Annotated in this window: 25 protein-coding genes; 10 read left to right on the top strand and 15 right to left on the bottom strand. The window is 74.1% G+C overall.

Annotated elements, in window-relative coordinates; genetic code table 11:
* Positions 1 to 933: an aldo/keto reductase gene (locus tag ASG49_RS01055; protein WP_056535957.1), complete on the top strand. Its 933-nt coding sequence runs from the start codon at positions 1 to 3 to the stop codon at positions 931 to 933.
* A 19-nt stretch (positions 934 to 952) separates the two neighbouring features.
* Here ASG49_RS01055 and ASG49_RS01050 read toward each other — a convergent pair whose 3' ends face one another.
* The 3 genes from ASG49_RS01050 to ASG49_RS01040 are packed head-to-tail and all read right to left on the bottom strand — an operon-like array spanning position 953 to position 4,432.
* A complete protein-coding gene (locus ASG49_RS01050) occupies positions 953 to 2,677 on the bottom strand; it encodes a dihydroxyacetone kinase family protein (RefSeq protein ID WP_056535955.1) in 1,725 nt (574 codons plus the stop codon).
* A 9-nt stretch (positions 2,678 to 2,686) separates the two neighbouring features.
* On the bottom strand, positions 2,687 to 3,490 hold the full coding sequence (locus ASG49_RS01045; protein WP_056535952.1) for a sugar phosphate isomerase/epimerase: 804 nt from the start codon (positions 3,488 to 3,490) through the stop codon (positions 2,687 to 2,689).
* 6 nt (positions 3,491 to 3,496) lie between these two features.
* A complete protein-coding gene (locus ASG49_RS01040) occupies positions 3,497 to 4,432 on the bottom strand; it encodes a Ppx/GppA phosphatase family protein (protein ID WP_056535950.1) in 936 nt (311 codons plus the stop codon).
* A 67-nt stretch (positions 4,433 to 4,499) separates the two neighbouring features.
* Here ASG49_RS01040 and ASG49_RS01035 point away from each other — a divergent pair, with 67 nt between their 5' ends.
* The 3 genes from ASG49_RS01035 to ASG49_RS01025 all read left to right on the top strand — a co-directional run bounded on the left by ASG49_RS01035 (position 4,500) and on the right by ASG49_RS01025 (position 6,748).
* Positions 4,500 to 5,267 carry a hypothetical protein gene (locus ASG49_RS01035; protein ID WP_056535946.1) on the top strand — a complete coding sequence of 256 codons (768 nt, stop codon included), beginning with the start codon at positions 4,500 to 4,502 and terminating at the stop codon, positions 5,265 to 5,267.
* A 123-nt stretch (positions 5,268 to 5,390) separates the two neighbouring features.
* Positions 5,391 to 6,029, top strand: a complete 639-nt coding sequence (locus ASG49_RS01030) for a VOC family protein (protein ID WP_056535943.1) — start codon at positions 5,391 to 5,393, stop codon at positions 6,027 to 6,029.
* 14 nt (positions 6,030 to 6,043) lie between these two features.
* Complete coding sequence (locus tag ASG49_RS01025; protein WP_056535940.1) at positions 6,044 to 6,748, top strand: class I SAM-dependent methyltransferase; 705 nt, start codon at positions 6,044 to 6,046, stop codon at positions 6,746 to 6,748.
* Positions 6,749 to 6,751: 3 nt separating this feature from the next.
* On the opposite strand, the gene ASG49_RS01020 is transcribed toward ASG49_RS01025, so the two are convergent.
* A complete protein-coding gene (locus ASG49_RS01020) occupies positions 6,752 to 7,828 on the bottom strand; it encodes a LacI family DNA-binding transcriptional regulator (RefSeq protein ID WP_056535937.1) in 1,077 nt (358 codons plus the stop codon).
* 109 nt (positions 7,829 to 7,937) lie between these two features.
* On the opposite strand from ASG49_RS01020, the gene radA reads away from it, so the two are divergent.
* Both radA and disA read left to right on the top strand, forming a co-directional pair.
* Positions 7,938 to 9,419, top strand: a complete 1,482-nt coding sequence (radA, locus tag ASG49_RS01015; protein WP_056535934.1) for a DNA repair protein RadA — start codon at positions 7,938 to 7,940, stop codon at positions 9,417 to 9,419.
* A 10-nt stretch (positions 9,420 to 9,429) separates the two neighbouring features.
* Positions 9,430 to 10,524 (top strand): DNA integrity scanning diadenylate cyclase DisA, encoded by a 1,095-nt coding sequence (gene disA, locus ASG49_RS01010; protein ID WP_056535931.1) that lies wholly within the window; start codon positions 9,430 to 9,432, stop codon positions 10,522 to 10,524.
* A gap of 35 nt (positions 10,525 to 10,559) precedes the next feature.
* Here disA and ASG49_RS01005 read toward each other — a convergent pair whose 3' ends face one another.
* Positions 10,560 to 11,333, bottom strand: coding sequence for a hypothetical protein (locus tag ASG49_RS01005; protein ID WP_156384140.1), 774 nt, complete (start codon positions 11,331 to 11,333; stop codon positions 10,560 to 10,562).
* 109 nt (positions 11,334 to 11,442) lie between these two features.
* On the opposite strand from ASG49_RS01005, the gene ASG49_RS01000 reads away from it, so the two are divergent.
* Positions 11,443 to 12,306 carry an A/G-specific adenine glycosylase gene (locus ASG49_RS01000; protein WP_056535925.1) on the top strand — a complete coding sequence of 288 codons (864 nt, stop codon included), beginning with the start codon at positions 11,443 to 11,445 and terminating at the stop codon, positions 12,304 to 12,306.
* A 75-nt stretch (positions 12,307 to 12,381) separates the two neighbouring features.
* Here the strand turns inward: ASG49_RS01000 and ASG49_RS00995 are convergent, their stop codons facing one another.
* The 5 genes from ASG49_RS00995 to lysS all read right to left on the bottom strand — a co-directional run bounded on the left by ASG49_RS00995 (position 12,382) and on the right by lysS (position 18,521).
* Complete coding sequence (locus tag ASG49_RS00995) at positions 12,382 to 14,928, bottom strand: ATP-dependent Clp protease ATP-binding subunit (protein WP_056535922.1); 2,547 nt, start codon at positions 14,926 to 14,928, stop codon at positions 12,382 to 12,384.
* 143 nt (positions 14,929 to 15,071) lie between these two features.
* On the bottom strand, positions 15,072 to 15,752 hold the full coding sequence (locus ASG49_RS00990) for a YqjF family protein (RefSeq protein ID WP_056535919.1): 681 nt from the start codon (positions 15,750 to 15,752) through the stop codon (positions 15,072 to 15,074).
* An 89-nt stretch (positions 15,753 to 15,841) separates the two neighbouring features.
* Entirely contained in the window at positions 15,842 to 16,453 is a 612-nt protein-coding gene (locus ASG49_RS00985) for a flavin reductase family protein (RefSeq protein WP_056535916.1), read from the bottom strand.
* Between the two features lie 113 nt (positions 16,454 to 16,566).
* Entirely contained in the window at positions 16,567 to 16,908 is a 342-nt protein-coding gene (locus ASG49_RS00980) for an Lsr2 family protein (RefSeq protein WP_056535913.1), read from the bottom strand.
* Between the two features lie 86 nt (positions 16,909 to 16,994).
* Positions 16,995 to 18,521 (bottom strand): lysine--tRNA ligase, encoded by a 1,527-nt coding sequence (lysS, locus tag ASG49_RS00975; RefSeq protein ID WP_056535909.1) that lies wholly within the window; start codon positions 18,519 to 18,521, stop codon positions 16,995 to 16,997.
* 108 nt (positions 18,522 to 18,629) lie between these two features.
* Here lysS and ASG49_RS00970 point away from each other — a divergent pair, with 108 nt between their 5' ends.
* Positions 18,630 to 19,577 carry a DUF808 domain-containing protein gene (locus ASG49_RS00970; protein ID WP_056535906.1) on the top strand — a complete coding sequence of 316 codons (948 nt, stop codon included), beginning with the start codon at positions 18,630 to 18,632 and terminating at the stop codon, positions 19,575 to 19,577.
* A gap of 112 nt (positions 19,578 to 19,689) precedes the next feature.
* On the opposite strand, the gene ASG49_RS00965 is transcribed toward ASG49_RS00970, so the two are convergent.
* The 4 genes from ASG49_RS00965 to ASG49_RS00950 are packed head-to-tail and all read right to left on the bottom strand — an operon-like array spanning position 19,690 to position 22,688.
* Positions 19,690 to 20,481 carry a type III pantothenate kinase gene (locus ASG49_RS00965; RefSeq protein WP_056535905.1) on the bottom strand — a complete coding sequence of 264 codons (792 nt, stop codon included), beginning with the start codon at positions 20,479 to 20,481 and terminating at the stop codon, positions 19,690 to 19,692.
* 4 nt (positions 20,482 to 20,485) lie between these two features.
* Positions 20,486 to 20,905 (bottom strand): aspartate 1-decarboxylase, encoded by a 420-nt coding sequence (gene panD / locus ASG49_RS00960; protein WP_056535902.1) that lies wholly within the window; start codon positions 20,903 to 20,905, stop codon positions 20,486 to 20,488.
* Complete coding sequence (gene panC / locus ASG49_RS00955; protein WP_235561850.1) at positions 20,905 to 21,789, bottom strand: pantoate--beta-alanine ligase; 885 nt, start codon at positions 21,787 to 21,789, stop codon at positions 20,905 to 20,907. The genes panD and panC overlap by 1 nt, the downstream gene beginning before the upstream one ends.
* Positions 21,786 to 22,688 (bottom strand): Rossmann-like and DUF2520 domain-containing protein, encoded by a 903-nt coding sequence (locus ASG49_RS00950; RefSeq protein ID WP_056535898.1) that lies wholly within the window; start codon positions 22,686 to 22,688, stop codon positions 21,786 to 21,788. The genes panC and ASG49_RS00950 overlap by 4 nt, the downstream gene beginning before the upstream one ends.
* Positions 22,689 to 22,939: 251 nt before the next feature.
* On the opposite strand from ASG49_RS00950, the gene ASG49_RS00945 reads away from it, so the two are divergent.
* Together ASG49_RS00945 and galE are read left to right on the top strand one after the other, a co-directional pair.
* The gene (locus ASG49_RS00945; protein WP_056535895.1) at positions 22,940 to 24,412 is read left to right on the top strand and encodes an endonuclease/exonuclease/phosphatase family protein; all 1,473 of its coding nucleotides are present in this window, start codon (positions 22,940 to 22,942) and stop codon (positions 24,410 to 24,412) included.
* 50 nt (positions 24,413 to 24,462) lie between these two features.
* The gene (gene galE / locus ASG49_RS00940; RefSeq protein ID WP_056535892.1) at positions 24,463 to 25,464 is read left to right on the top strand and encodes a UDP-glucose 4-epimerase GalE; all 1,002 of its coding nucleotides are present in this window, start codon (positions 24,463 to 24,465) and stop codon (positions 25,462 to 25,464) included.
* Here the strand turns inward: galE and ASG49_RS00935 are convergent.
* The gene (locus tag ASG49_RS00935) at positions 25,455 to 26,618 is read right to left on the bottom strand and encodes a glycosyltransferase (protein WP_082533873.1); all 1,164 of its coding nucleotides are present in this window, start codon (positions 26,616 to 26,618) and stop codon (positions 25,455 to 25,457) included. The genes galE and ASG49_RS00935 overlap by 10 nt on opposite strands.
* Positions 26,619 to 26,705: the final 87 nt, after the last annotated feature.

The following is a 26,705-nucleotide window of genomic DNA, read 5'->3' as shown; positions in this document are numbered from 1 at the left end:
GTGAGCGCCGAGATCGGCCTCGGCACCGCCGCCCTCGGGCGCCCGGAGTACCTCAACCTCGGCCACGGCGAGGACCTCGACTCCCACGCCGGCCCCGAGCGGTACGACGTGCCGCGGCTGCGCTCGCACGCGCTGGCCGTGCTCGACGCCGCCTGGGACGCCGGGGTGCGCCACTACGACGCCGCCCGGTCCTACGGCGCCGCCGAGGAGTTCCTGGGCGACTGGTTGGCCGCCGCCCCGGGCCGTCGTCGCGAGGTGCGGCTCGGGTCGAAGTGGGGCTACACCTACGTCGCCGGGTTCGCCCCGGGCGCCGCCGAGCACGAGACCAAGGACCACACCGCGACCACCCTGGACCGGCAGTGGCCCGAGACGCTGGCCGCCCTCGGTGGCCCGCCCGACCTCTACCTCGTGCACAGCCTGACCTCGGACAGCCCGGCGCTCGGCGACGACGCCGTGCTGGGGCGGCTGCGGGACCTCGCCGCCGACGGGGTCCGGGTGGGGCTCTCGACGTCGGGCGCCGACCAGGCCGACGTGCTGCTCCGGGCCCTCGCGCTGCCCGGCTCGCCGTTCTCCACCGTGCAGTCGACCTGGAACCCGCTCGAGCCCTCCGCCGGCGCCGCGCTGGCGCGGGCCCACGACGCCGGGTGGCTGGTGGTGGTCAAGGAGGCGATGGCCAACGGCCGGCTGGCCGGGCCGCGCAGCGTCCTGGCCCCGGCGGCCGCGGAGCTGTCGAGCACGCCCGACGCGGTCGCGCTCGCCGTGGCCGCGGCGCAGCCCTGGGCCGACGTGGTGCTGGCCGGCGCGAGCACCACCACCCAGCTCCGCGCCAACCTGGCCGCACGCGACCTCGCCGTCCCGGCGGACGGGTGGGAGGGGGTCGCCGAGCCGGCCGCGGCGTACTGGGAGCACCGGCGCTCGCTGCCCTGGACCTGACACCGCACCGCCGAGGCCGTCAGGCGAGGGTGCGCTGCACCGCCTCGGCCCAGACCACGACGGCGTGGGCTCCCGGGTCGGGCGTCCCGCGGACGCGCTCGCCGAGATAGCTGGAGCGGCCGACCCGGGCGACCCGGTCGGACGTGCCGGCGGTGCCCTCGCGGGCCGCCTCGACGGCCCGGGCCAGCGCCTCGGTCGCGTCGGCGCCCTCCTCGAGGGCGGCGGCCAGGGTGTCGGCGAGGGGGACCAGGGCGTCGAGCATGGTGCGGTCGCCCACCTCGGCGCCGCCCACCTCGCGGATGCCGTCGGCGCCGGCGCGGAGGGCGTGGGCCCAGGAGCGGGGGTCGTCGCCCGCTCCCCCGCGCTCGTGTAGCTCGGCGGCCGCACGGAGCAGCAGGATGGCGTAGAGCGGGCCCGAGGTGCCGCCGATCGCCCTCCGCAACGTCGCCGAGGCGCCACGCAGCGTGCCGGCCGCGTCGCCCGCGTAGCCGTCGAGCTCCTGCTGCACCGCGGTGGCACCGCGGGCCAGGCCGGTGCCGAGGTCGCCGTCGCCGACCTCGCTGTCCATCCGGGTCAGCTCGGGCTCGGCGTCGCGCAGCGCGGCGCAGGCCGCCTCCAGGGCACGTCGCACCGGGCCGTCGGGCGGGCCGTCGGGCGGGGTGCCCGACGTGCGGTCGACGGTGTCGGGGTCCGCCGGGGCCGCGAGCCGCTCCTCCCCCTCCGGCGTGACCCGGCCGCGGTGGGCGGCCGGCCACGCGGAGGTCTCCGACGGCGCGTCGAGCAGCTCCAGCAGGTCGTCGTCGACGGCCAGGACCGAGACCGAGCACCCGGGCATGTCCAGGGCGGTGAGGAAGGCACCGGCCCACAGCCGCTCCACGCGTACGCCGCGCCCGCGCAGCACCCGCACTGCCCCCCGGGCCACCACGTCGAGCTCGCTGGGCGGGGTGGTGCCGAGGTCGTTGACCAGCAGCACGACCCGGTCGCCGTCGGACAGGCCGGCGTCGTCGGCCACCGCGCCGACCAGCCGCTCGGCCACGGCGTCGGCGCCCACGAGCGCGCCCCGCTCGACGCCGGCCTCGCCGTGGATGCCCAGGCCCCACTCGACCTCGTCCTCACCCAGCTCGAAGCCGGGGCGGCCGACGGCGGGCACGGTGCAGGCGCCCAGCGCGACCCCCATCGAGCGGACGCCGTCGGCGACCCGCTGCGCCACGTCGCGGACCCCGGCGAGGTCGTCACCGCGCGCCGCCGCGGCGCCGGCGGCCTTGTGGACCAGCACGGTGCCGGCGATGCCGCGTCGTCCGGCGTGGTCGCCCTCCGCCGCGAGGGCCACGTCGTCGCCCACCACGACCATCTCGACGTCGAGGCCCTCGGTGCGGGCGATCTCGGCGGCGAGGCCGAAGTTGAGCCGGTCGCCGGTGTAGTTCTTGACCACCAGCAGCGCACCCGGTGCGTCTCCGACGGTGCGCAGCGCGGCGAGCACGGCGTCGGTGGAGGGCGAGGTGAACACGTCGCCGACCACCGCGCCGGTGAGCATCCCCGGGCCGACGTACCCGCCGTGCGCGGGCTCGTGGCCGGCGCCACCCCCGGAGAGGACGGCCACCACGCCGTCGCGGGCGAGGTCGGCGTGGTCGCGCCTGACCACGACCGTCTGCCCGTCCAGCAGCACCAGCCCGGGGTTCGCGGCGACGAGGCCCTCGAGCATCTCCGGGACGACGTCCCCCACCTCGTTGATCAGCTTCTTCATGGTGTGACCCTAGTCACGACGTGGTGCGGCGTCGGGCGCCGCGAAGTGCAGCCGCGTGTAGGCCAGCGTCTCGAGCAGGTCGGACTCCCGCTCCTCGGGGTCGTCGGCCTTGCGGGTGTTGATCTCGGCCACGACGTGGCCCTCGAACCCGCGCCCGGCGAGGTGCTCCAGCAGCGGACCGGTCGGCATCGCCCCGCGGCCCGGGACGAGGTGCTCGTCCTTGGGCGACCCGCTGCCGTCGGTCATGTGGACGTGCCGCAGCCGGTCGCCCAGCCGCTGCGCCATCGCCAGCGGGTCGGACTGCGCGGTGGCCGCGTGGGAGAGGTCGAGCGTGGTGTTGGCGTAGGACTCCTCCGAGGGGTCCCAGCCGGGTTGGTAGACCTTGAGCTCGCGCTTGGAGGTGGCCCGCCAGGGATACATGTTCTCGACCGCGAAGGCGATGCCCGTACGCCGCTCCAGCTCGGCGACCCCCTCGACGAACCCGGCCGCGTAGTCGCGCTGCCAGCGGAACGGCGGGTGCACGACCACGACGTCGGCGTCCAGGGCCGCGGCCATCTCGGCGCTGCGCTCGAGCTTGACCCAGGGGTCGGTGCCCCACACCCGCTGGGTGATCAGCAGGCAGGGCGCGTGGACCGCGCAGACGGGGACGCCGTGCTGGTCGCGCAGCGCCAGGATGCGGTCGGTCTCCTGGCTGACGACGTCGATGCTGACCATCACCTCGACGGCGTCGTAGCCGAGCCGCTCGGCGTAGTCGAAGGCGTGCGCGGTCGGCTCGGGGTAGACCGACGCGGTGGAGAGGCCGAAGAGGGGCACGTGCGCTCAGCCCGCCGAGCCGAGCGTGTCCAGCCGGTCGAGGATGACGCCCTCGCGCAGCGCCCAGGGGCAGATCTCCAGCTCGGGCAGGTCGAAGACGTCCATCACGGCCTCGGCGACCAGCGCCCCGGCCACCACCTGGTGGGCCCGGCTCGCCGACACGCCCGGCAGCTCGGCCGTCTCCCGGACGTCCATGGCGACCAGCTTGGGGACCCAGTCGCGCAGCTCGTCGGCCGGCAGGACCCGGCGTACGAACAGGCCCTCGCTGGAGGGCGCCGCGCCGCAGATGCGCGCGAGCGAGCGGAACGTCTTGGAGGTGGCGACGGCGTGGTCGGGCACGCCGCCGCGCAGCAGCGAGCCGGCGTCCTCGGCGACCTCCGCCCGGATCCGGCGCCGCAGCTGGCGCAGCGCGTCGTCGTCGGGACGCCCGGCCGCGAAGTGCCGCCGGGCCAGCCGGCCGGCCCCGAGCGGCAGGCTCCAGGCGACGTCGGGCACCTCGCTGTCACCGCCGGCGACCTCGAGCGAGCCGCCGCCGATGTCGAAGACCGCGAGCCGGCCCGAGGACCAGCCGAACCACCGGCGCACGGCGAGGAACGTCAGCCGCGCCTCGTCCTCGCCGGGGAGCACCACGACCTCGAGCCCGGTGCGGTCCTGGACGTGGGCGAGCACCTCCTCGCCGTTGCCGGCCTCGCGGATGGCCGACGTGGCGAAGGAGAAGACCTGCTGGCACCCCTTGTCCTCGGCCAGCTCGAGCGCCCGGGCCACGAAGGCGGTCAGCGCGTCGACGCCCGCGGTGGTGATGGTGCCGTCGTCGGCGAGGTGCTCGGCCAGGCGCAGCGGCTCCTTGGCCGAGGAGGCCGGGAGCGGCGCCGCCCCGCGGTAGGCGTCGACGACGAGGAGGTGCCCCGTGTTGGAGCCGATGTCGAGCACACCGAGGCGCATGTGCCGAGGCTACCGGGGTGCACGGCGCGCCGCGGGCGGCTCACCCGGGCTGGCCTAGGCTGACCCGGTGCCCGAGGTCGACCTGGTGTTCCCCCGTGCCTGGATCGAGTTCGAGGACCCCGCGGACGCCGACCAGGTGTTCCGCTGCGACCTCACCTGGCTGACGTCGGGCTGGACGTGCATCTTCGGCGAGGGCTGCCAGGGCATCTACGACACCGCGCCCGACGCGGGCTGCTGCACGCTCGGCGCGCACTTCTCCGACCGCGACGACGAGGACCGCGTCAAGGTCTGGGTCGACCGGCTCGACGACGCGCACTGGCACCACCGCGACCGGGCGCTGGACAAGCGGGGCCGGCTGACCCGCAAGGGCTGGGTGGAGACCGACGCCGACGGGGCGCGCAAGACCCGCGTCGTCGACGGCGCCTGCATCTTCCACAACCCGCGGGGCTCGGCCGCCGGCTACGGCTGTGCGCTGCACGGGCTGGCGCTGGACCGCGACGTGCACTTCGTGGAGACCAAGCCCGACGTGTGCTGGCAGCTGCCGATCCGGCGCACTTACCGCGACGTCGAGCGGCCCGACGGCACCACCTACCTCGAGGTCGGCATCGAGGAGTACGACCGCCGCGGCTGGGGCGCGGGCGGCCACGACCTCGACTGGTACTGCTCGGGCAACACCGAGGCGCACGTCGGCGCCGAGCCGGTCTACCTGTCCAGCGCGGTGGAGCTCGTGACGCTGATGGGCCAGCCGGCGTACGACGTCCTGGCGGCCGCCTGCGAACGCCACCTGCGCTCCCGCTCGGCCCTGGCCCTGCACCCCGCCGACCCGCGTCGCTGACGCCGTCCGCGCCCCGCCCCGGCGCACCGCCGCGCCGTGGCGGCCTTCCGCCACCCGCGCACACGCTGCGCGACACCGCACCCCCGGTGTGACCCGGTTTCGATACCCGGGTCAGAATCAGGCATGCGTCTCGACCACATCGTCTTCGCAGCCGGCCCGGGTGGACTCGCGGGCACGACCGAACGTCTCGGGGAGCTGCTGGGCGAGGAGTTCCGCTCCGGTGGCATCCACCCCCGCTTCGGCACCCGCAACGCCATCCTGCCGCTGACCCAGGGCACCTACCTCGAGGTCGTCGAGGTCCTCGACCACCCCGCCTCGGACAAGGCGCCGTTCGGCCAGGCCGTGCGTGCCCGCTCCGAGCTCGGCGGCGGCTGGCTCGGGTGGGTCGTCGCGGTCGACGACATCGCGCCGCACGAGCAGCGCCTGGGCCGCGAGGCCGTCAAGGGCAACCGGCACCGGCCCGACGGGACCGAGCTGCTCTGGAAGCAGCTCGGCGTCAAGGGGCTCCAGGCCGACCCGCAGCTGCCCTTCTTCATCGAGTGGGACATCGCCTCGGCCGACCACCCCGGCAGCGGCGCCTCGGGCGCGGTCTCGCTGGAGTGCCTGGAGATCGCCGGCGACCCCGCCCGGGTCTCGGAGTGGCTCGGCCAGTCCGTCGACCAGCCGCTCGAGGCCGTCAAGGTCGAGTGGGTCGCCCCCAACGGCACGCCCGGCATCACCGCGGCCAAGTTCCAGACCCCGAACGGCCTCGTCCGCCTCTAGGTCACGACCGTCCGGTGACCGAGCCCGACCTGGCTCCCGGGGCGATCCCCAGCCCCAACATCTGGCACCACGCGGACGTCTACGAGGTCGAGAACCGCGCCTTCGACCGGGCCGGCGCGCTGCTGGCCACGATGCGCCGCCTCGGCGGCTGGGCCGGGCGTGACGTGCTCGACGTGGGCTGCGGCACCGGCTTCCACCTCCCGCTGCTGGCCGGCTCCGCCCGCTCGGTCGTCGGCGTGGAGCCCCACTCCGGCCTCGCGGCGGTGGCGCGGCGTCGCACGCGTCGGCTCCCCGGTGTCACCGTGCTGCACGGCTCGGCCACCGACCTGCCGCTCGACGGCGCGTCGGTCGACGTGGTCCACGCCCGCTGGGCCTACTTCCTGGGCCCCGGCTGCGAGCCCGGCCTGCGCGAGCTCGACCGCGTCGTACGGCCGGGTGGTCGGGCCTTCGTCATCGACAACGACGCCACCCGCTCGACCTTCGGCGCGTGGTTCCGCCGCGGCTACCCGATGGTCGACCCGCGCGAGGTCGAGGAGTTCTGGCACGCCCAGGGGTGGTCGCGTCACCCGGTCCGGACCGCGTGGACCTTCGACTCCCGCGAGGACCTCGAGGCGGTGGTGCGCATCGAGCTCCCGCCCGAGGTGGCGCAGCAGGCGCTGGCCGGCCACCGGGGCACGAGCGTCGACTACGCCGTCAACGTGTGGAGCCGGGGCTTCTGAGCGCTACGGCGTCCAGCCCCGCAGGCTGGAGCGGCGCACGACCAGGGAGGGCTCGAGCATCCGGCCCTGCTCGGCGACCGGACGGTGGGCCAGCACGTCGTGCAGCGTGTGCACCAGGGCCACGGCGACGTCCTCGAGGGGCTGGCGCACCGAGGTGAGACCGGGCCAGGCGACCTGCGCGGCGGCGGAGTCGTCGAAGCCGACGACGCCCACGTCGGCCCCCGGCTGCAGCCGACGCTCGGCCAGCGCGTGCAGCACCCCCAGCGCGAGGGTGTCGCTGGCGCAGACGAACCCGGTCACGCTCGGGTCGTCGAGCACGTGGTGGGTGGCCATCCGCGCGGCGTCGACGTTGTCGGTGACCCGGACCCCGAGGCCGGTGGGGTCCAGTCCCTCGGCGCGCAGGGTCTCCTCCCAGCCGCTGCGGCGGTCCTGCCCGATGCGCGAGGAGCGCTCCCAGCCCAGCCAGGCGATCCGCCGGTGGCCCTGCTCGAGCAGGTGCCGGGTGGCGGCGCGAGCACCGGCAGCCCCGTCGACGTCGACCCAGGCGTGGTCGGCGTGGGGGTCCTCCCACGGGCGGCCGAAGGTCACGAAGGGGGCGTCGCGGTCCTTGAGGAAGCCCGCCTGAGGCGTGCCGGCGTAGGTGTCGGTGACCACGAACGCGTCGACCGCCGTGGAGCGCAGCAGGTCGTCGTAGCCGTCCAGCGGGTCGTCGGGGTCGCCGGAGAACAGCAGCACGTGGTGGCCGGTGCGGGAGGCCGCGGCGACGAGGCTGTGCAGGAAGCGGTCCATGAGCGCGTTGCTGGTGCCCTCCTGCGCGGGCTCGAAGCGCAGCCCGACCAGGTGGGAGGACCGGGTGCGCAGCTGCCGCGCGGCGCGGTTGGGCGAGTAGCCGAGCCGCTCGATGACCTCCTGCACCCGCTCCAGCGTCTCGGGCCGCAGCAGGTCGGGGTTGTTGAGCGCGTTGGAGACGGTCTGGCGCGAGACGCCCGCCTCGTCGGCCACCGTGGCCAGCGTCGGCGGGCCCGCGGGGCGCGCGCGCACCTCGGTGCGCGGCACGCGCCGGTCGATGGGCTGGCTCATGGGTCTCCTGGGCGGGTCTGGAACGATCCAACCGTACGACACGCCCCGGCTGCAGCGGGCCCGTCGGTGGCTCCCGCGGACTGTCGGTGCCGTGGCCTAGCGTGCCGCCATGGCCTTCTCGAGCTCCGACCGCACCCCTGCCCAGTCCTCCTCGCGGCCGTCGTCCAAGGCCTCCGGTCGCGCCCCCAAGGTGGCCTACCAGTGCAGCGACTGCGGCTGGGAGACCGGCAAGTGGGTGGGCCGCTGCGGCGAGTGCCAGGCGTGGGGCACGGTGGTGGAGCGCTCGGCACCGCGCAGCCGGGTGCAGGCCGGCCCGGTCACGGCCCCGGCCCGCCCCATCGGCGAGGTGCCGATCGAGGACTCCCAGGCCCGCAGCAGCGGCGTGCCCGAGCTCGACCGGGTGCTCGGCGGCGGGCTCGTGCCCGGCGCGGCGATCCTGCTCGCCGGCGAGCCCGGCGTCGGCAAGTCGACGCTGCTGCTCGAGGTGGCCGCGCAGACCGCCCGGCTGCGCCACCGCGTCCTCTACGTCACCGGCGAGGAGTCGGCGGCGCAGGTGCGGATGCGCGCCGACCGCACCGGCGGCATCTTCCCCGAGCTCTACCTCGCCGCCGAGACCGACCTCGGCGCGGTGCTCGGCCACGTCGAGGAGGTCAAGCCGACCCTGCTGGTCATCGACTCGGTGCAGACCATCAGCGCCGGCGACGTCGACGGCGTCCCGGGCGGGGTCACGCAGGTCAAGGAGGTCTCGGCCGCGCTGATCCGGATGGCCAAGCTGCGCAACATCACCCTGGTGATCATCGGCCACGTGACCAAGGACGGCAGCATCGCCGGCCCGCGGGTGCTGGAGCACCTCGTCGACGTGGTGCTGCAGTTCGAGGGCGAGCGCACCAGCCGGCTGCGGATGGTGCGGGCGGTGAAGAACCGCTACGGGCCCGTCGACGAGGTCGGCTGCTTCGACCTCTCCGCGACCGGCATCGTCGCCATCACCGACCCGACCGGGCTCTTCCTCGACGCCCGCCACGGCCCCGTGCCCGGCACCTGCGTCGCCGTCAGCATGGAGGGGCGTCGCCCCCTGCTCAGCGAGGTGCAGGCGCTGGTGACGCACAGCCCCAACGAGCGCCCCCGTCGCACCTGCTCCGGCGTCGACAACGCCCGAGTGGCGCTGATCCTGGCCGTGCTCCAGCAGCACGCCGGCATCCGGCTGCACGCCCACGACGTCTTCGTCTCCAGCGTCGGCGGCGCCCGGCTCACCGAGCCCAGCAACGACGCGGCGATCGCCCTCGCCATCGTCTCGGCCTACCTCGGCCGGCCGCTGGGGCGCGACATCGTCGCCATCGGCGAGCTCGGCCTGTCCGGTGAGCTGCGCCGCGTCCGCGACCTCGGCGCCCGGCTGGCCGAGGCCGGCCGGATGGGGTTCCGCCAGGCCTTCATGCCCGCCGAGACGCCGCGCAGCGCCGGCCAGAGCAAGGTGCTCGACGGGCTCCGGGTGGTGGAGGTCGACCACGTCCGTCGGGCGCTCGACCTGCTGGGCCTGCAGCGGGAGGACCCGTCGTCCCGCGGCGACACGGGTCGACCCTTCACGCTGCACTAGACTCCGGGCCGTGGCAGCCTCCGACCGTCCCGAGCGCCCGGACGACGCCGCGCGACTGCGTGCCACCCTCGCCGTGATCGCCCCCGGCACCTCGCTGCGCGACGGTCTCGAGCGCATCCTGCGCGGCCGCACCGGCGCGCTGATCGTGCTCGGCCACGACAAGGAGGTCGAGGGCATCCTCACCGGCGGGTTCACCCTCGACGTGCCGTTCTCGCCCACCGCGCTGCGCGAGCTGGCCAAGATGGACGGCGCCATCGTCGTGGACGGCGACATCAGCCGCATCCACCGCTGCAACGTGCACCTGATGCCCGACCACACCATCCCGTCCGAGGAGACCGGCACCCGGCACCGCACCGCCGACCGGGTGGCCAAGCAGACCGGCGCCCCGGTCATCTCGGTGTCGCAGTCGATGCAGATCATCGCGATCTACGTCGGCCACATCCGCTACGTCCTGGAGGACTCCGGGTCGATCCTGGCCCGCGCCAACCAGGCCCTGGCGACCCTGGAGCGCTACAAGACCCGCCTCGACGAGGTCTCCTCCACGCTCTCGGCGCTGGAGATCGAGGACCTCGTCACCGTCCGCGACGTCGCGGTGGTGGCCCAGCGCCTCGAGATGGTCAGCCGGATCGCCCGTGAGATCGACGACTACGTCAACGAGCTCGGCACCGACGGCCGGCTGCTGTCGCTGCAGCTCGAGGAGCTCGTCACCGGGGTCGACGCCGAGCGCGCCCTGGTCGTCCGCGACTACCAGGCCGGCGGCCGTCGCACCCACACCGTCGAGGAGGTGCTCGCCGAGCTCGAGGGCCTCTCCCCCGCCGACCTGGTCGACATCTCCTGCGTGGCCCGGGCCCTGGGCTTGGGTCAGGGCGAGCACCTCGACGGCGCCGTCACCCCCCGCGGTCACCGGCTGCTGGCCAAGGTGCCCCGGCTGCCCGCCACCGTGGTCGACCGCCTGGTCGAGCACTTCGGCACGCTCCAGAAGCTGCTCTCGGCCGGGGTCGAGGACCTCCAGGCCGTCGACGGCGTCGGCGAGCTGCGGGCCCGCAGCGTCCGCGAGGGGCTGTCGCGGCTCGCGGAGTCCAGCATCCTCGAGCGCTACGTCTGACCCGTCCGAGCCGCCCTGGCCCGGCCCCGCGTGGGCTAGCGGGTGGGGCTGGCCGACGGGGAGGGTGACGGCGTGGGCCGGGGCTCGGCCGTGCCGGACGCCTTCTCGGTCGGTGTCGCGGTGGGGCTGGGCGTCTCGGTCACGTAGCGCACCGCGGGCCGGGTGACCTCGAACGGCACGTCCGTGGGCGAGGAGCCGGCGGCGGCGGCGTACACCTCGTAGAAGCCGGGGAGCGCCCAGGCCGGCTGGTCGGTGCACTCGGTGTCCGAGGCCCGGCCGCTCCAGGTGACGGTGACCGAGGTCGGCTGGGAGCTGCGGACCACGACGTCGCTCGTCGGCACCGCCCGGGCGCAGTCCTGGGTCGACCAGAACCGGACGCCCTCGTCGGTCGCGACCTTGACCACCAGCGACTCCGCGGAGACCTCGAAGGTGCAGGCCGGCTGGGTGCCCTGGAGGTCGAGGCGGATCTGGATCCGGCCACCCGCCTCGGCCTTGTCGACGACGGGCAGCACGCTGATCTCGTCGGGGCGGCACTCGCCCGTCGGGGCAGCCTGCACGGCCTGGCGGCGCTGCTTGCGGGTGAGTCCCTGCACGGCGACGGGACCGTAGGACGGCTGGGCCTGCGGGGTCGGCCGGGTGGCGCCGCTCGTGGTGGCGGCCTGCTCGGCGGGAGCGTCGTCGGGCGCGAGGCCGCGGACGAGCTGCACCAGCCCGAGCACGACGGCCAGGGCCACGACGACCACGAGGGTGCGGCGTACCCAGTAGACGCGCCGGGGCAGCCGTCCACGAGGTCGAGGAGCGGCAGCCATGCCGAGCACCGTACCGAGCGCCGAGCCCCCGTCGGGGGAGCAACGCCGGGCGCACCGGGAGCGACCCCGGGTGGTGCGGCCCGGGGGCCGCGGGCGAGGATCGGCGGCGATGAGCGACCTGCACGAGCCCCTGCTGGCGTGGTACGCCGCGCACGCCCGCGAGCTGCCGTGGCGCGGCCCGGGCGCGACCCCGTGGCGCGTCATGGTGAGCGAGCTGATGCTGCAGCAGACCCCGGTCGCGCGGGTGCTGCCGGTCTTCGAGGCGTGGCTGGAGCGCTGGCCCACCCCCGCGGACCTGGCGGCGGCGCCGGTCGGCGAGGCGGTGCGGGCCTGGGGCCGGCTGGGGTACCCCCGCCGAGCGCTGCGGCTGCACGCCGCGGCGGTCGCGGTGGTGGAGCACCACGACGGCGAGGTGCCGGGCTCCTACGACGACCTGCTCGCGCTGCCCGGCGTCGGCGACTACACCGCCAGCGCGATCGCGTCGTTCGGCTTCGGAGCGCGTCACGCCGTCCTGGACACCAACGTCCGGCGGGTGCTGGCCCGGGCGGTCGGCGGGGTCGAGCACCCCGGCCCCTCGGTCACCCGAGCCGAGCGCGACCGCGCCGAGGCGCTGGTGCCCGGCGAGGACGAGGCCCCCACCTGGGCGATCGCCGTGATGGAGCTCGGCGCGCTGGTCTGCACGGCCGCCTCCCCGCGGTGCGGCGACTGCCCGGTCGCCGACCGGTGCGCGTGGCTGGCGGCCGGCCGCCCGGCGTACGACGGACCACCGCGGCGCGGCCAGGCCTGGGCCGGCACCGACCGCCAGGTCCGCGGCCGGCTGATGGCGGTGCTGCGCGACGCCCCCGGCTCGGTGTCGCCTGACCGCCTCGCCGAGGCCTGGCCCGAGCCGGTCCAGCGCGAGCGCGCCCTGGCGAGCCTGCTGGCCGACGGGCTCGTCGTACGGCTGGAGGGGCGGTACGGCCTGCCCGGCTAGCGCCCCGCCCACGGACGCACGACACCCCGCAGGCGAGGCCTGCGGGGTGTCGGGGTGGAGCGGGAGCGGGGTGGGTCAGTCGCCCAGGCCCTCGCCCTTGGGGATGTCGACGGGGCCGTCGCTGTCGTCGGGACCACCGACCGGCTCGAGCGGCACGGAGTCCGGGAGCTGGGTCTTCTGGTTGCCCTGGAAGGTGAAGACGGCCTCCTTGCCCTCGCCCTCGACGCCCACCAGCACGATCTGGCCGGGGCCGACCTCGCCGAAGAGCATCTTCTCGGCGAGCACGTCCTCGATCTCGCGCTGGATCGTGCGACGCAGCGGCCGCGCGCCCAACACCGGGTCGAACCCGCGCGTGGCGAGCAGGTCCTTGGCGGGCTGGGTGAGCTCCAGCGACATGTCGCGGTCCTTCATCCGCAGCTCCACCGAGGCGACCATGTTGTCGACCATCGCGATGATCTGGTCCTTGGTCAGCGGCGGGAAGACGATGATCTCGTCGACACGGTTGAGGAACTCGGGCCGGAAGTGCTGCTTGAGCTCCTCGGAGACCTTGTTCTTCATCCGGTCGTAGGTGCCCTCGTCGCCCGACTGGTTGAAGCCGAGGCTGACGCCCTTGGAGATGTCCCGGGTGCCGAGGTTGGTCGTCATGATGATGACGGTGTTCTTGAAGTCCACGACCCGGCCCTGGGAGTCGGTCAGGCGACCTTCCTCCAGGATCTGCAGCAGGCTGTTGAAGATGTCGGGGTGGGCCTTCTCGACCTCGTCGAACAGCACGACCGAGAACGGCTTGCGCCGCACCTTCTCGGTGAGCTGGCCGCCCTCCTCGTAGCCGACGTACCCGGGGGGCGAGCCGAAGAGCCGCGAGACGGTGTGCTTCTCGCTGAACTCCGACATGTCGAGCTGGATGAGCGCGTCCTCGTCGCCGAAGAGGAACTCCGCCAGCGTCTTGGACAGCCACGTCTTGCCGACGCCCGAGGGCCCGGCGAAGATGAACGACCCGCCGGGACGCTTGGGGTCCTTCAGACCCGCGCGAGTACGCCGGATGGCGCGGCTGAGCGCCTTGACGGCCTCCTCCTGGCCGATGACCCGCTTGTGCAGCTCGTCCTCCATCTTGAGCAGCCGCGAGGACTCCTCCTCGGAGAGCTTCACGATCGGGATGCCGGTCGCGACGGCGAGGACCTCGGCGATGAGCTCCTCGTCGACCTCGGCCACGACGTCCATGTCACCGGCGCGCCACTGCTTCTCGCGCTCGCCCTTGGCCAGGATGAGCTGCTTCTCCTCGTCGCGCAGGCGGGCCGCGGCCTCGAAGTCCTGGCCGTCGATCGCACCCTCCTTGCGCTTGCGCACCTCGGCGATCTTGTCGTCGAACTCGCGCAGGTCCGGCGGCGCGGTCATCCGGCGGATGCGCAGTCGCGAGCCCGCCTCGTCGATGAGGTCGATCGCCTTGTCGGGCAGGAAGCGGTCGGAGATGTAGCGGTCGGCCAGCGTCGCCGCCGAGACCAGGGCCTCGTCGGTGATGGTGACGCGGTGGTGGGCCTCGTAGCGGTCGCGCAGGCCCTTGAGCATCTCGATGGTGTGCGCGATCGAGGGCTCGTTGACCTGGATCGGCTGGAAGCGGCGCTCGAGCGCGGCGTCCTTCTCGAGGTGCTTGCGGTACTCGTCGAGCGTGGTGGCCCCGATGGTCTGGAGCTCGCCGCGGGCCAGCATCGGCTTGAGGATGCTGGCGGCGTCGATCGCGCCCTCGGCCGCACCAGCCCCGACGAGGGTGTGGATCTCGTCGATGAACAGCACGATGTCGCCGCGGGTGCGGATCTCCTTGAGGACCTTCTTCAGCCGCTCCTCGAAGTCACCGCGGTAGCGCGAGCCGGCGACCAGGGCGCCCAGGTCGAGGGTGTAGATCTGCTTGTCCTTGAGCGTCTCCGGGACGTCGCCCTTGACGATGTCCTGGGCCAGGCCCTCGACGATCGTGGTCTTGCCCACGCCGGGCTCGCCGATCAGCACGGGGTTGTTCTTCGTGCGGCGGGACAGGATCTGCATGACCCGCTCGATCTCCTGCGAACGACCGATGACCGGGTCGAGCTTGCCCTCCTTGGCCGCCTGGGTGAGGTTGCGGCCGAACTGGTCGAGCACCAGCGACGACGACGGAGCGGCCTCGGGGGCGGTGCCCGCGGTCTGCTGCTCCTTGCCCTGGTAGCCCGAGAGCAGCTGGATGACCTGCTGGCGGACCCGGTTGAGGTCGGCGCCCAGCTTGTGCAGCACCTGGGCGGCGACGCCCTCGCCCTCGCGGATCAGCCCGAGCAGGATGTGCTCGGTGCCGATGTAGTTGTGGCCGAGCTGCAGCGCCTCGCGCAGGGACAGCTCGAGCACCTTCTTGGCGCGCGGGGTGAAGGGGATGTGGCCGCTGGGGGCCTGCTGGCCCTGGCCGATGATCTCCTCGACCTGGGCGCGCACGGCCTCCAGGGAGACCCCCAGGCTCTCGAGGGCCTTGGCGGCGATGCCGTCGCCCTCGTGGATCAGGCCGAGCAGGATGTGCTCGGTGCCGATGTAGTTGTGCGAGAGCATGCGGGCCTCTTCCTGGGCCAGCACGACGACTCGTCGGGCTCGGTCGGTGAACCGCTCGAACATGCGTATCTCCTCGGGACTCTGCGGGGTCGGCCAGTGCGACCCGCACGGCCGGTTCAACCCTTGGCTCAGCCTACGTGTTCCGGGGTAAGCCGGTTATCGCTGTCAGCGAACAACGGCGCGGCTGCACGTGGCACGCCGCGGGTTCACAGCCGGGGGCGGCCGAACTGGGTGCGCACGCCGGGCGACCACAGCACCGACTCCGGCGGGTCGTCGGTCACTCCTGGCAGGCCGGCGGCGGCGACGAGGCCGTCGCGGCAGTGCAGCAGCTCGGCGCGCCGCAGCGGCCACGGCTCGTGGGTGTTGGGCACCCACAGCGGGCGGGAGCCGACGCGGTGGTGCATCCCGAAGCGGGCGGTGAGGAAGACCGACAGCGGGTCGCGCACGACCTCGTCGGTGGTCCGGGCCGCGAAGTCGGTCGCGGCACCGACGCCGGGCGGCGTACGACGGCGGGAGGTGTAGCCGATCCGCCCGGTGCCCTCGGCCGAGCGCTCCATCCGGATCCGCGCCCAGCGGTAGTGCACCCCCACCGGGTTGGTCGCGGCCACCAGGGCCAGCCGCTCGGTCTCCAGCGACCGGAACACCACGCCGCGACGCCCCTGGTCGTCGGTGGAGTAGAGCCGGACGTTGATCTCGGAGAAGTCGCCGAGGTAGGGCACCGGGTGGCCCAGGCCGAAGCCGGCGCGGCGCATCTCGAACCCGATCAGGCCCACCCAGCTCGAGCCGTCATGGACGTCGGGCCGGGCGCCCGGCGGCATCCAGCGCTCCACCCGTGCCGGGTCGACCCGCCAGTGCAGGAACAACAGGTCGCCCCAGACCTGGTCCATGACGGCGCGGCCGGGCAGGGCCGGGGCACGGTCGGTCAGCCCGTCGGGCAGACCGCCTGGCGTGCCGCCGGTCGTGCCCCCGGTCCGGCTCAGAGCACGTCCTCGGGCTTCTCGGGCCGGGTCAGCCGGAACACCTCCGGCGGGCGTCCCCACTCGTCGCGCCCGAGCCGGGAGACGGGCCGCAGCGCCTCCATCGCGGGGTGGACGCCGTCCTCGAGCGCGTCGCTGCGCACCGTGATGGTGGTGACCAGGCCGAAGACGACGTAGGCGTGCCCGACCTCGACGATCCGCTCGAGACGGCACTCGATCGAGGCCGGGGAGGCGGCGACCCGCTCGGGCGCCACCGTCTGCGAGGGCTCGGTGGCGATCCCGAGCGCCCGGGCCTCGTCCTCGCCGTGCTCGAACGGCGCGCTGCTGGCGTTGACCTGGTCGGCCAGCTCCTCCGAGGTCAGGCTGACCACGAACTCGCCGGTCTGCTCGATGTTGGTGACGGTGTCCTTGTGGCCCAGCGAGCTGAACAGCACCACCGGCGGCCGGCCGCTGGCGACGGTGAAGAACGAGTGCGGGGCCAGGTTGCCCCGGCCGTGCTCGTCGAGCGTCGAGACCCAGGCGATGGCCCGCGGGACGACCAGCGAGTTCAGCAGCTTGTAGGCGTTGACGTCGGCGTCGGTGGGGTCGAAGACGGTCCGGTCGGCGCTCATGGCGCCAGGGTAGGGGCGGGCACCTCGGGGAGTCGCAGGACCGGGCGGCCCCGGACGCGCGACGAGCCGGGCCCGGAGGTCCGGACCCGGCTCGTGCTGGTCGCGCTGTGGGGTCAGTGCGCCGCGGCGTACGCGTCGCGGACCTCGGCCGAGACGCGGCCTCGCTCGGGCACGTCGAAGCCGTTCTCGCGGGCCCAGGCCCGGATCTCGGCGGGCGCGGGGCCGCTCGAGGTCGAGGCGGTGCGCGAGGAGCCGCCGTTGCTGCGCCGGCCGCCGCGGCCGCTCACCGGGCGGGCGTGGGCGACGTACGGCGCGAGGGCCTCGCGCAGCTTGGTCGCGTTGTCGGTGTTCAGGTCGATGGCGTACTCCTTGCCGTCGAGCCCGAAGGAGACGGTCTCGTCCGCCTCGGTCTCGTCGATGTCGTCGACGAGCACGATGTTGACCTTTTGCGCCATGGTGTTCCACCTATCCAGGGCCGTGGTATTTCCCGGCCATTAACAGAACCGGACACTAACAGACCACATGGCGAGAAATCCCGGGCCTACTCGGGTCGCAGCAACGGGAAAAGAATTGTCTCCCGAATACCGGCACCGGTGAGCAGCATGACGAGCCGGTCGACGCCCATTCCCATGCCGCCGGCGGGCGGCATGCCGTACTCCATGGCCTTGAGGAACACCTCGTCGAGCTCCATCGCCTCGGGGTCGCCGGCCGCCGCGAGCAGCGACTGCGCCTCAAGCCGCTCGCGCTGCACGACGGGGTCGTTGAGCTCGGTGTACGCCGGGGCGAGCTCGACGCCGTTGATGATCAGGTCCCACGCCTCGTTGATCCCGGCCTCGCTGCGGTGCGCCTTGGCGAGCGGCTTCACCGCCGCCGGATAATCCATGACGAACGTCGGGTTGATCAGGTGGTCCTCGACGAGCTGCTCGTAGAGCTCGACCACGATCTCGGCGTGGCCCCATTTCGGCTGCAGCTCGACGTCGTGCGCCGCCGCGTGCTGCCGCAGCATTTCCACCGGAGTCTTGACAGTGACTTCCTCGTTTATCGCCTCGGAGACGAGATCGAGGATGGAGGCCTGCCGCCACTCGCCCTCGAGGTCGATCTCGGAGCCGTCGCGACCGGGGACCACCGTGCGCCCGACCGCGCGGGCGGCGTCGATGACGAGGGCGCGGGTGAGCTCCATCATCGTGAACTGGTCGCCGTAGGCCTCGTAGGCCTCCAGCATCGAGAACTCGGCTGCGTGCGTGGAGTCGAGGCCCTCGTTGCGGAACGTGCGACCGATCTCGTAGACGCGGTCGACGCCGCCGATCATGGCCCGCTTGAGGTCGAGCTCGAGCGCGATGCGCAGCAGCATGTCCTGGTCGAGGGCGTTGAGGTGGGTGCGGAACGGCCGGGCTGCGGCGCCGCCGTTGGTGAGCTGCAGGATCGGGGTCTCGACCTCGGTGTAGCCGCGCTCGTCGAGGGTGCGGCGCAGGCTCTTGAGGACGGTGGCCTTGGTGCGCACCATCTCGCGCGCCTCGGGGCGGATCATCATGTCGACGTAGCGCAGCCGGATGCGCGCCTCGTCGGACAGCGGGCGGTGCTCGTTGGGCAGCGGCCGCAGCGTCTTGGCCGCCAGCTCCCAGGAGGTGGCGGCGACGCTGAGCTCGCCGCGGCGGCTGGTGATGACCTCGCCGCGCACCGCGAGCAGGTCACCGATGTCGACGAGCTGCTTGAACTCGCCCAGCGACTCCTCGCCGACCTCGGCGAGGCTCAGCATCACCTGGATCTCCGACCCGTCGCCCTCGCGCAGCCGGGCGAAGCAGAGCTTGCCGGTGTTGCGCTGGAAGATCACGCGCCCGGCGATCGCGACCTGCTCGCCGGTGCGGGTGTCCGGCTCGAGCTCGCCGGCCTCCAGGCGGGGGTCGTGGGTCTCGCGCAGCTGCCGGATGGTGTGGGTGCGCTCGACGGTCGTGGGGTAGGGCTGCCGCCCGGAGTCCAGGAGCCGCTGCCGCTTCTCACGCCTCACCTGCAGCTGCTCGGGCAGGTCGTCGGGGGTGGCGCCCGGCGAGGGGGCGGCGGCGTCGCTCATGCGCGCAAGCGTAGAAGACCGCGAGGCCCCTCCCCCGGGCGGGCGAGCCCCTAGGCTTGCGCCCATGACCCGCTCCTCCTGCGTCGTTCCCGCCCCCCGGACCCGCCGGTGAGCGGCGGCCTCGCCGCCCTGCTGGACGACGTGGCGGCGCTGACGCGGCTCGCGGCGGCGTCGGTCGACGACGTCAGCGCCGCGGCCGGCCGCGCGAGCACCAAGGCGGCCGGGGTCATCGTCGACGACGCGGCCGTCACGCCGCGCTACGTCCAGGGCCTCGACCCCAAGCGCGAGCTCTCGATCATCGCCCGGATCGCGAAGGGGTCGCTGCGCAACAAGCTGCTCTTCATCCTCCCCGCGGCCCTGCTGCTGAGCCAGTTCCTGCCCTGGCTGCTGACCCCGATCCTCATGGTCGGCGGCACCTACCTGTGCTACGAGGGCGCCGAGAAGCTCTGGGAGAAGTTCTCCGGCCACCACGAGGCGGCCGCCGAGCCGGCGAGCGCGCAGGGCCAGGACCAGGAGGACGCCGTGGTCTCCGGGGCGGTCCGCACCGACTTCATCCTCTCGGCCGAGATCATGGTGATCTCGCTCAACGAGGTCGCCAGCGAGGCCTTCGTGAGCCGGGCGATCATCCTGGCCATCGTCGCCGTGGCCATCACCGCGCTCGTCTACGGCGTGGTCGCGGTCATCGTGAAGATGGACGACGTCGGCCTGCACCTCGCCCAGCGCGACTCCCCCGCCGCCCAGAAGCTCGGTCGCGGGCTGGTCAAGGGGATGCCCTGGCTGCTGCGCGGGCTCTCGGCCGTCGGCATCGTGGCGATGCTCTGGGTCGGCGGCCACATCCTGCTCGTCGGGGTCGACGAGCTCGGCTGGCACGCGCCGTACGACCTGGTGCACCACGCCGAGGAGGCCGTCGCCCACCTCGCCCCGTCGATCGAGGGCGCGCTGGCCTGGCTGACCAACACCTTCTTCTCGGCCCTGATCGGGGTCGTCGTCGGCGCCGTCGTGGTCACCGTCATGCACGTCGTGCCGCGCAGGAAGAAGACCGCCGCCGCGCACTGAGGGCGCCCTCCGGTGCGGTAGTCCGAGACGAAGAGCACCGTCGAGGGCTCGTTGACGGTGCTTCTCGTCTCGGACTACCCCTGGGGGTCGGCCGGCGCCTCCGGGGTCGGGGTCAGGCGGGGCGGTTGCGCTCGAAGACCAGGGCGAGGCCGAGCAGGGTGAGCCAGGGCTGGTGGTCGGTCAGGGTGCGGCACTCGGCGACCACGACCGGGGCGAGGCCGCCGGTGGCGACGACGTGCACCTCCTCCGGGCGTACGCCGAGCTCGGCGACCATCTTGGTGACGATGCCGTCGACCAGGCCGGCGAAGCCGTGCACCATCCCCGACTGCAGCGCCTCGACGGTGTTCTTGGCGATCACCGACCGCGGCGGGAGCAGCTCGACCTTGCGCAGCTGGGCGCCCCGGCGGCCGAGCGCCTCCAGCGAGATGTCGATGCCGGGGGCGATCGCGCCGCCGACGTACTCCCCCCGGGCGGTGACGACGTCGAAGGTGGTGGCGGTGCCGAAGTCGACGACCACCGCCGGCCCGTCGTACAGCCGGGCGGCCGCGAGGGCGTTGACGACGCGGTCGGCGCCGACCTCGCGCGGGTTGTCCATCAGCACGGGCACGCCGGTCCGCACGCCCGCCTCCACGATCACCGACGGGACCGTGCCCCAGTGGCGCGTCAGCATCTCGCGCCACTCGTGCAGCACGGCCGGGACGGTGGCACAGACGGCGACGCCGGTCACCCGGTCGCCGACCGTGCTGTCGCGGAGCAGGCCGCCGAGCAGCACCGCCCACTCGTCGGCCGTGCGCCGCTCGTCGGTGGCCACGCGCCAGTGGTCGAGCACCTCCACCCCGTCGGGGCCGTCCTCGAGCAGCCCGAGGACGGTGTGGGAGTTGCCGATGTCGGCGCAGAGCAGCACGGGGCTACCGGTCGACCAGGTCGCCGCGCACGAGCCCGTCGGCGGAGTCGGGGACCCGTGCGGGGTCGTCGCCGAGGTCGACGACCCGGTTGCGCTCGTCCACGAACACGACGTGCGGGCGGTGGGTGCGGGCCTCGGCGGTGTCCATCTGGCCGTAGGCGATGAGGATGACGAGGTCGCCCGGGTGGACGAGGTGCGCGGCCGCACCGTTGATGCCGAGCACGCCGGAGCCGCGCTCGCCCGCGATCGTGTAGGTCTCCAGCCGGGCACCGTTGGTGATGTCCACGACGTGCACCAGCTCCCCGGGCAGCAGGTCGGCGGCGTCCAGGAGGTCCTCGTCGACCGTGACCGAGCCGACGTAGTGCAGGTCGGCCTGGGTCACCGTGGCCCGGTGGATCTTGCTGGTCATCATGGTCCGCAGCATCAGGGGCTCCCCGGGGTCGCGGTCGGGCCGGCGCCCAGCTCGAGGCCGGCGTTGTCGATGAGCCGGGTGGCGCCCAGTCGCGCCGCCACCAGCAGCCGGGCGGGTCCGGTGGCCGGCGCCGGGCCGAGGTCGGGCGCCCGCAGCGCGAGGTAGTCGAGGTCCACGCCCGTGGCGGCGTCGAGGACGCCCTGGGCCGCCGCCAGCGCGGCGTCCGGGCCCCGGTCACCCGCCGCGGCCGCCGCCCGCAGCGCCCGGGAGAGCGCCACCGCCTGCTGCCGCTGCGCGGCGTCGAGGAACCGGTTGCGGCTCGACAGGGCCAGCCCGTCGTCCTCGCGCACGGTCGGGGCGCCGAGCACGTCCACGCCCAGGCACAGGTCGGCCGCCATCCGGCGTACGAGCGCGAGCTGCTGGTAGTCCTTCTCGCCGAACACCGCGACGTCGGGGCGGACCAGCCCGAACAGCTTGGCCACCACGGTGAGCACGCCCCGGAAGTGGGTGGGGCGGGAGGCGCCCTCGAGCTCGGCGCCCAGCGGCCCCGGGGCGACGGTCACCTCGGGCTCGCCCCCCGGGTAGACCTCGTCGGCGGACGGGGCGAACACCACGTCGACGCCCTCGCGGGCGCACACCTCGAGGTCGGCGTCGAGCGTACGGGGGTAGCGGTCGAGGTCCTCCCCCGGCGCGAACTGGAGCGGGTTGACGAAGACCGAGACGACGAGCGGCGCGTCGGGGCCCCCGACGCCCCGGGCGTGCGCCATCAGCGCGGCGTGACCGGCGTGCAGCGCCCCCATCGTGGGCACCAGCGCGACCGGGCCGGCGTCCGCGCCGAGCGCCGCGCGCAGCTCCTCCCGCGACCCGACGAGCCGCGGGGCGGCCGTCACGGTCACCGGACCGGCTGGTGCTGCGGCGTGCCCTCGACCCGGGCGAGCGCGGCGTCGAGCACGCGGACGACGGCGTGGGCGCGGATCGGCAGCAGCCGGCCGTCGCGCATGGCCCGCTCGACCGTGGCCCGGGCCATCGCGACGTACGACGGGACGGTGGCCGGCGCGGTCCGCGTGATCTCGACCAGGTGGTCGCGCACCGTGCGGACGTCACCGCGCACGATCGGCCCGGTCAGGGCGGCGTCGCCGGAGGCCAGGGCGTTGTCGAGGGCGGCGGTGAGCAGCGGCCGCAGCGTCGCGGCGGGGTCCTCCGCGCCGGAGGCGGCGAGCAGGTCCATCGCCTGGCTGACCAATGTGACCAGGTGGTTGGCGCCGTGGGCCAGACCCGCGTGGTAGAGCGTCCGCTTGTCCTCGGGCACCCACATCGCCACGCCGCGCAGGTCGGCCACGAGGCCCTCGACGACGTCGCGCTCGGCGCCCCCGGCGGTCACGCCGAACACGCACCCGGCCAGCCGGTCGAGGTCGACGGCGGTGCCGGTGAAGGTCATCGCCGGGTGGAGCGCCACCGCGCGGGCGCCGACGGCGGTCGCCGCGTGCAGCACGGCGAGACCGTGGCGGCCCGAGGTGTGCACGACGAGCTGGCCCTCGCGGATCGCGCCGGCACCCACCAGCGTGGTCGCGACGTTCTCCAGCATGTCGTCGGGCACGGTGAGCAGCAGCAGGTCGCACGCACGGGCGACGTCGGTGGGCTTGGCCACCGGGACGCCGGGCAGCAGGTCAGCGGCCCGCTGCAACGTGGCGGGCGACTGGCCCGCAGCCGCCACGACCTCGTGGCCGGCGGCGCGCAGCGCAGCGGACAGGACGGCGCCGACACGGCCGGCGCCGACAACCCCGATTCGGGCCATCGGTGATCATCGCCTTTCGTTCCAGTCCACCAGGGGTACCGGACTACTTCGGATGTCGCAGGAGCACTCCAGAATGTACGCCGCACCCGCGGCGCCCGATACGGGAACGCTGCATGACGCGGCTCACACCCCACGGGCCCCGGGGCGGCCACAGCCAGGGAACGGACGGATCCTGAAATCGGACTTGTCCCACGGATCGTGACTTCCATTGACATAGTTCTCGTACCGTCCCTCTTCTTCTCGGAGCCACGATGCGACCCTGGCGCCACGCCGCCTCCCTGCTCGTCCTCTCGGCGGCTCTCCTGGTCGCGGGCCACCCCGGGGTGGCTCCCGCCGGATCGGCACCGGGCGGGGGTGCCGTCGCGCTCGAGGCCGAGCCGGTGAGCGCGGTCTCCACGGCGCGGTCGACCCGCCCCCAGGGCTTCGCGGCGAGCAGCATCCGAGCCGTCCGGCGCCCCGACGGCCTGACCATCTCCTGGCCCAGCCGGCTCCGCGCCACGGGGTACACCGTCGCGTGGGCCCCCACCACCCGGACCCTGCCCACCTCGCCCGCGACCTGTGCCTACCCGTGCAAGCTCCGGTTCACCCGTGGCACGACGGTGAACCTCTCGGCTGCCGACCTGACCTCCTTCGGACGCCGGGTCTCCTCCGCCTCGGGCAACACGGTGCGGCTCAAGGTCTTCTCGCACAACGGACGCGCGCTGAGCTCCTCGGGGCTCGCGAGCTGGGTGGCCCCGTCCGCGACCACGTCGGTCGACTGGCTGCCGTCGCGCAACGCGCAGCTGCCCCTCCCGCTGCCCCCCGCCGCCGGACGCCCCGTCGCCCTGACCTCCTTCAACGTGCTGTCGGCCAACACGCCGGGCCAGCTCCCGTGGCAGACCCGCGGCCCACGCGTCTCCGCGCAGATCGACGCCACGGGCAGCAGCATCGTGGCCACCCAGGAGGCGTCCAACTCCCCGACGGGCGTGGGCAGCGGCTCCTCGCAGTACGCCGACCTGGCCGCGCGGCTCCAGCCCCGGGGGTGGGCCCTGGCCGACGACCGCAACTGGGACCGCGCCTCCGACCCGCGTCAGGCGTCCTCCGCGTCCTCCCAGGCGACGCGCACCTACTACCGCGACGACGTCTGGCGACGGGTGGACCGTGGCGCGATGCTCACCCACACCCCGATCGCGGGCCAGACCGGCGGCGTCAACGTCGACCGGTGGGTCTCGTGGGTCCGCCTGGCCCAGCTGGCCGATCCCGCCACCCAGGTGTGCGTCGTCAACGTCCACCTGCTGACCAACCTCGGCACCTACGACCGGGCCTCGGCCGACCACCGGGACCGTGAGGTGGCCCAGGTGCTGGGGGAGCTGCGCGACCCGGGCAGCGACCTGCGTCGGGTGGGCACGCGGGTGGGCGCCGCCTGCGACGGCGTCCCCACGGTGGTGGCCGGTGACCTCAACGCCGCCCAGGGGCACGCGCCGTACGGCAACCAGCCCCAGGCCACCCTGACCGGCGCCGGGTTCGCCGACACCGCGAACGCCGGCCGCCGCCACAACACGAGGTGGAGCGGACCGGGCACGGTCGAGGCCTGGCACCTGACCGGCGGCACCCAGATCGACTACATCCTGAGCCGGGGCACCGGCGGCGCCGTGAGCTTCAAGGTCAACGCCGCAGCACCGACGCTGACGGGGTCCGACCACTACCCGATCACCGCGGTGGTCAACGTCCCTCCGTGCTGCTGAGACGTGGTGCGCGTCCCGCCGGGCCCGACGGCCCCCACTAGCCTTCCCACGTGAAGGTTCTCGTCACCGGAGGGGCCGGCTACATCGGCTCCGTCACCGCCTCCGCCCTGGAACGGGCCGGCCACACCCCGATCGTCCTGGACTCCCTCGAGCGCGGACCGCGCGCGTTCGTCCGCGACCGGGTCTTCTACGAGGGCGACCTGGCCGACCGGGCACTGCTCCGGCGGGTGGTCGAGGACCACCCCGACCTCACCACCGCGATCCACATGGGCGCCTACGTCAGCGTCCCGGAGTCGATGGAGCAGCCGGCGCTCTACTACGACAACAACGTCGCCAAGTCGTTGGTGCTCTTCGACGAGCTGTCGCGGTCGGGCGTCGACCGCGTCGTGTTCTCCTCGTCCGCGTCGGTCTACGCGACGGGTCCCGAGCCCGTGGTGACCGAGACCTCACCCACCGGCCCCCAGTCGCCCTACGCGCGCACCAAGCTGATGATGGAGGAGGTCCTGGCCGACCTCACCGCGGCCACGACCCTGCGCGGCGTGGTCCTGCGCTACTTCAACCCGGTCGGCGCCAACCCCGACCTGTCGAGCGGCGTCCACGCCGCCGAGCCCAGCCACGTGCTCGGGCAGCTGGTGATGGCGGCCAACGGCACCCGGCCCCGCTTCCGCCTCACCGGGACCGACTTCGAGACCCGCGACGGCACCGGTCTGCGTGACTACATCCCCGTGGGCGACCTCGCCGTCGCCCACGTGCACGCGGTCGAGAGGTTCGACGAGGTCCTGGACGACGGAGCGACCACGCGGGTCCTCAACCTGGGCACCGGCACCGGCACCACGGTCAGGGAGCTCGTCGCGGCGGTCGAGGAGGTCACGGGCCTCACGGTCCCGGTCGAGGAGGCACCGCGTCGCCCCGGCGACTCCGCCGGAGCCTGTGCCGACCCCTCCCTGGCCCACCAACTGCTGGGGTGGAGGTGCGAGACCACCCTGACGGAGGCGATCGCCTCCGCGCTGGAGTGGGACCGTCGCCGCCCCGATGTGCTGGGCTACCGCTGAGGCGGACCCGCCGGACCGAGCCGGGCCAGGTCGCGGTCGGACAGCGTCCAGGCCGCTGCGGGCACGTCCGCGTCGCCCGCGAAGGGGAGGTCGACCACGCGCTCGCCGTCCCCGGCGGCGCGCACCCCGCGCTCGTCGACGGCCGCGAGGAGACGCACGAGGTCGGCACGTCGGTCCTGGGCGACCAGCACCCCCATCAGCCGCTGCTGCACCGGGACCTGGGTCGTCTCGAAGCCCCGGACCCCGGGGGGCCAGAGCGCACGCACCCCCTCCACGAGGAGCCGCCAGTACTCCTCGGACGCCTCCGGCGCCGCCCGGAAGTACTCCCACATGTCGACCGGCAGGATGCGTCCGAACCAGTCGTCGACCAGCTGGTCCGCCCCGGCCGCCAGGACCACCTCCGTGCTGTCCTGCTTGGTGGCCATCCGGTCCGTCAGGTCGGCGACGTCACCGCGCCCCTGGGTGATGGACGACCCGTCGGACCTGGTGCGCCAGCGGTAGACCACCTCGCCCAGCACGTCGACGGCCCGTGCGGCGAGCAGCACGCGAGTCAGCGTCGGCTGGTCCTCGTAGCGGGTGCCGACCGGGAACCGGGCTCCCGCGTCGTCCCAGAAGGCGCGTCGGTAGACCTTGTTGACGGCGAAGACGTCCGCCAGCAGGAGCGGCTGCTCGAGCACGGAGGTGCCGGTCCGTGGGTGGCGGTGGTTCTCGCGCATCAACGGGCCCATGGAGGTGCGCTGGTCGGTGAACCGTTCCAGGGCGCCGACCGCGAGGTCCGACCGGCTGGACAGCAGCGAGCCCACCAGGGCGGCGTAGGCCCCGGCCGGCACGACGTCGTCGGAGTCGGCGAAGGTCAGCAGGTCGCCAGTGGCGTGCTGCACCCCACGGTTGCGGGCCGCCCCGAGCCCGGCGTTCTCCTGGTGGACGGCGACCACGCGCGGGTCGGACCGCGACCACGCCGCCACGAGGTCGCCGGAGCCGTCCGTGGACCCGTCGTCGACGCACACCACCTCGAGCGAGACGCTGCGCGGCAGGTCCTGGGCGAGGACGCTGCGCAGGCACTCGTCGAGGTAGCCGGCCACGTCGTAGACCGGCACCACGACCGAGAGCCGCGCACGTGTGCGCCGTCGGGCCGAGAACCGCTCCCCCAGCATCCGCACCACTGCCTGTCCTCCCGCTCGTCCCGCCCCGGTCGCGCCGGCCAAGGGGCAGGGCGCTCCCTGACTATGATCGCGGCGGTT

This window comes from Marmoricola sp. Leaf446 (assembly GCF_001424755.1).
Classification (GTDB): Bacteria; Actinomycetota; Actinomycetes; order Propionibacteriales; family Nocardioidaceae; genus Marmoricola.
The sequence above is the reverse complement of the archived record's forward strand: the minus strand, read 5'-3'. Positions and strand labels throughout refer to the sequence as shown.

What these genes read in the sequence shown, in the direction of transcription:
- ASG49_RS01000 (WP_056535925.1), top strand. Translation starts at nt 11,443, where the DNA reads ATGAGCGACCTGCACGAGCCCCTGCTGGCGTGGTACGCCGCGCACGCC.
- ASG49_RS00985 (WP_056535916.1), bottom strand. Translation starts at nt 16,453, where the DNA reads ATGAGCGCCGACCGGACCGTCTTCGACCCCACCGACGCCGACGTCAAC.
- ASG49_RS01005 (WP_156384140.1), bottom strand. Translation starts at nt 11,333, where the DNA reads ATGGCTGCCGCTCCTCGACCTCGTGGACGGCTGCCCCGGCGCGTCTAC.
- ASG49_RS00990 (WP_056535919.1), bottom strand. Translation starts at nt 15,752, where the DNA reads ATGGACCAGGTCTGGGGCGACCTGTTGTTCCTGCACTGGCGGGTCGAC.
- panD (WP_056535902.1), bottom strand. Translation starts at nt 20,905, where the DNA reads ATGCTGCGGACCATGATGACCAGCAAGATCCACCGGGCCACGGTGACC.
- ASG49_RS01040 (WP_056535950.1), bottom strand. Translation starts at nt 4,432, where the DNA reads ATGCGCCTCGGTGTGCTCGACATCGGCTCCAACACGGGGCACCTCCTC.
- ASG49_RS01050 (WP_056535955.1), bottom strand. Translation starts at nt 2,677, where the DNA reads ATGAAGAAGCTGATCAACGAGGTGGGGGACGTCGTCCCGGAGATGCTC.
- ASG49_RS00995 (WP_056535922.1), bottom strand. Translation starts at nt 14,928, where the DNA reads ATGTTCGAGCGGTTCACCGACCGAGCCCGACGAGTCGTCGTGCTGGCC.
- radA (WP_056535934.1), top strand. Translation starts at nt 7,938, where the DNA reads ATGGCCTTCTCGAGCTCCGACCGCACCCCTGCCCAGTCCTCCTCGCGG.
- lysS (WP_056535909.1), bottom strand. Translation starts at nt 18,521, where the DNA reads ATGAGCGACGCCGCCGCCCCCTCGCCGGGCGCCACCCCCGACGACCTG.
- ASG49_RS00945 (WP_056535895.1), top strand. Translation starts at nt 22,940, where the DNA reads ATGCGACCCTGGCGCCACGCCGCCTCCCTGCTCGTCCTCTCGGCGGCT.
- ASG49_RS00935 (WP_082533873.1), bottom strand. Translation starts at nt 26,618, where the DNA reads ATGCTGGGGGAGCGGTTCTCGGCCCGACGGCGCACACGTGCGCGGCTC.
- ASG49_RS01030 (WP_056535943.1), top strand. Translation starts at nt 5,391, where the DNA reads ATGCGTCTCGACCACATCGTCTTCGCAGCCGGCCCGGGTGGACTCGCG.
- ASG49_RS00950 (WP_056535898.1), bottom strand. Translation starts at nt 22,688, where the DNA reads ATGGCCCGAATCGGGGTTGTCGGCGCCGGCCGTGTCGGCGCCGTCCTG.
- ASG49_RS01020 (WP_056535937.1), bottom strand. Translation starts at nt 7,828, where the DNA reads ATGAGCCAGCCCATCGACCGGCGCGTGCCGCGCACCGAGGTGCGCGCG.
- ASG49_RS00980 (WP_056535913.1), bottom strand. Translation starts at nt 16,908, where the DNA reads ATGGCGCAAAAGGTCAACATCGTGCTCGTCGACGACATCGACGAGACC.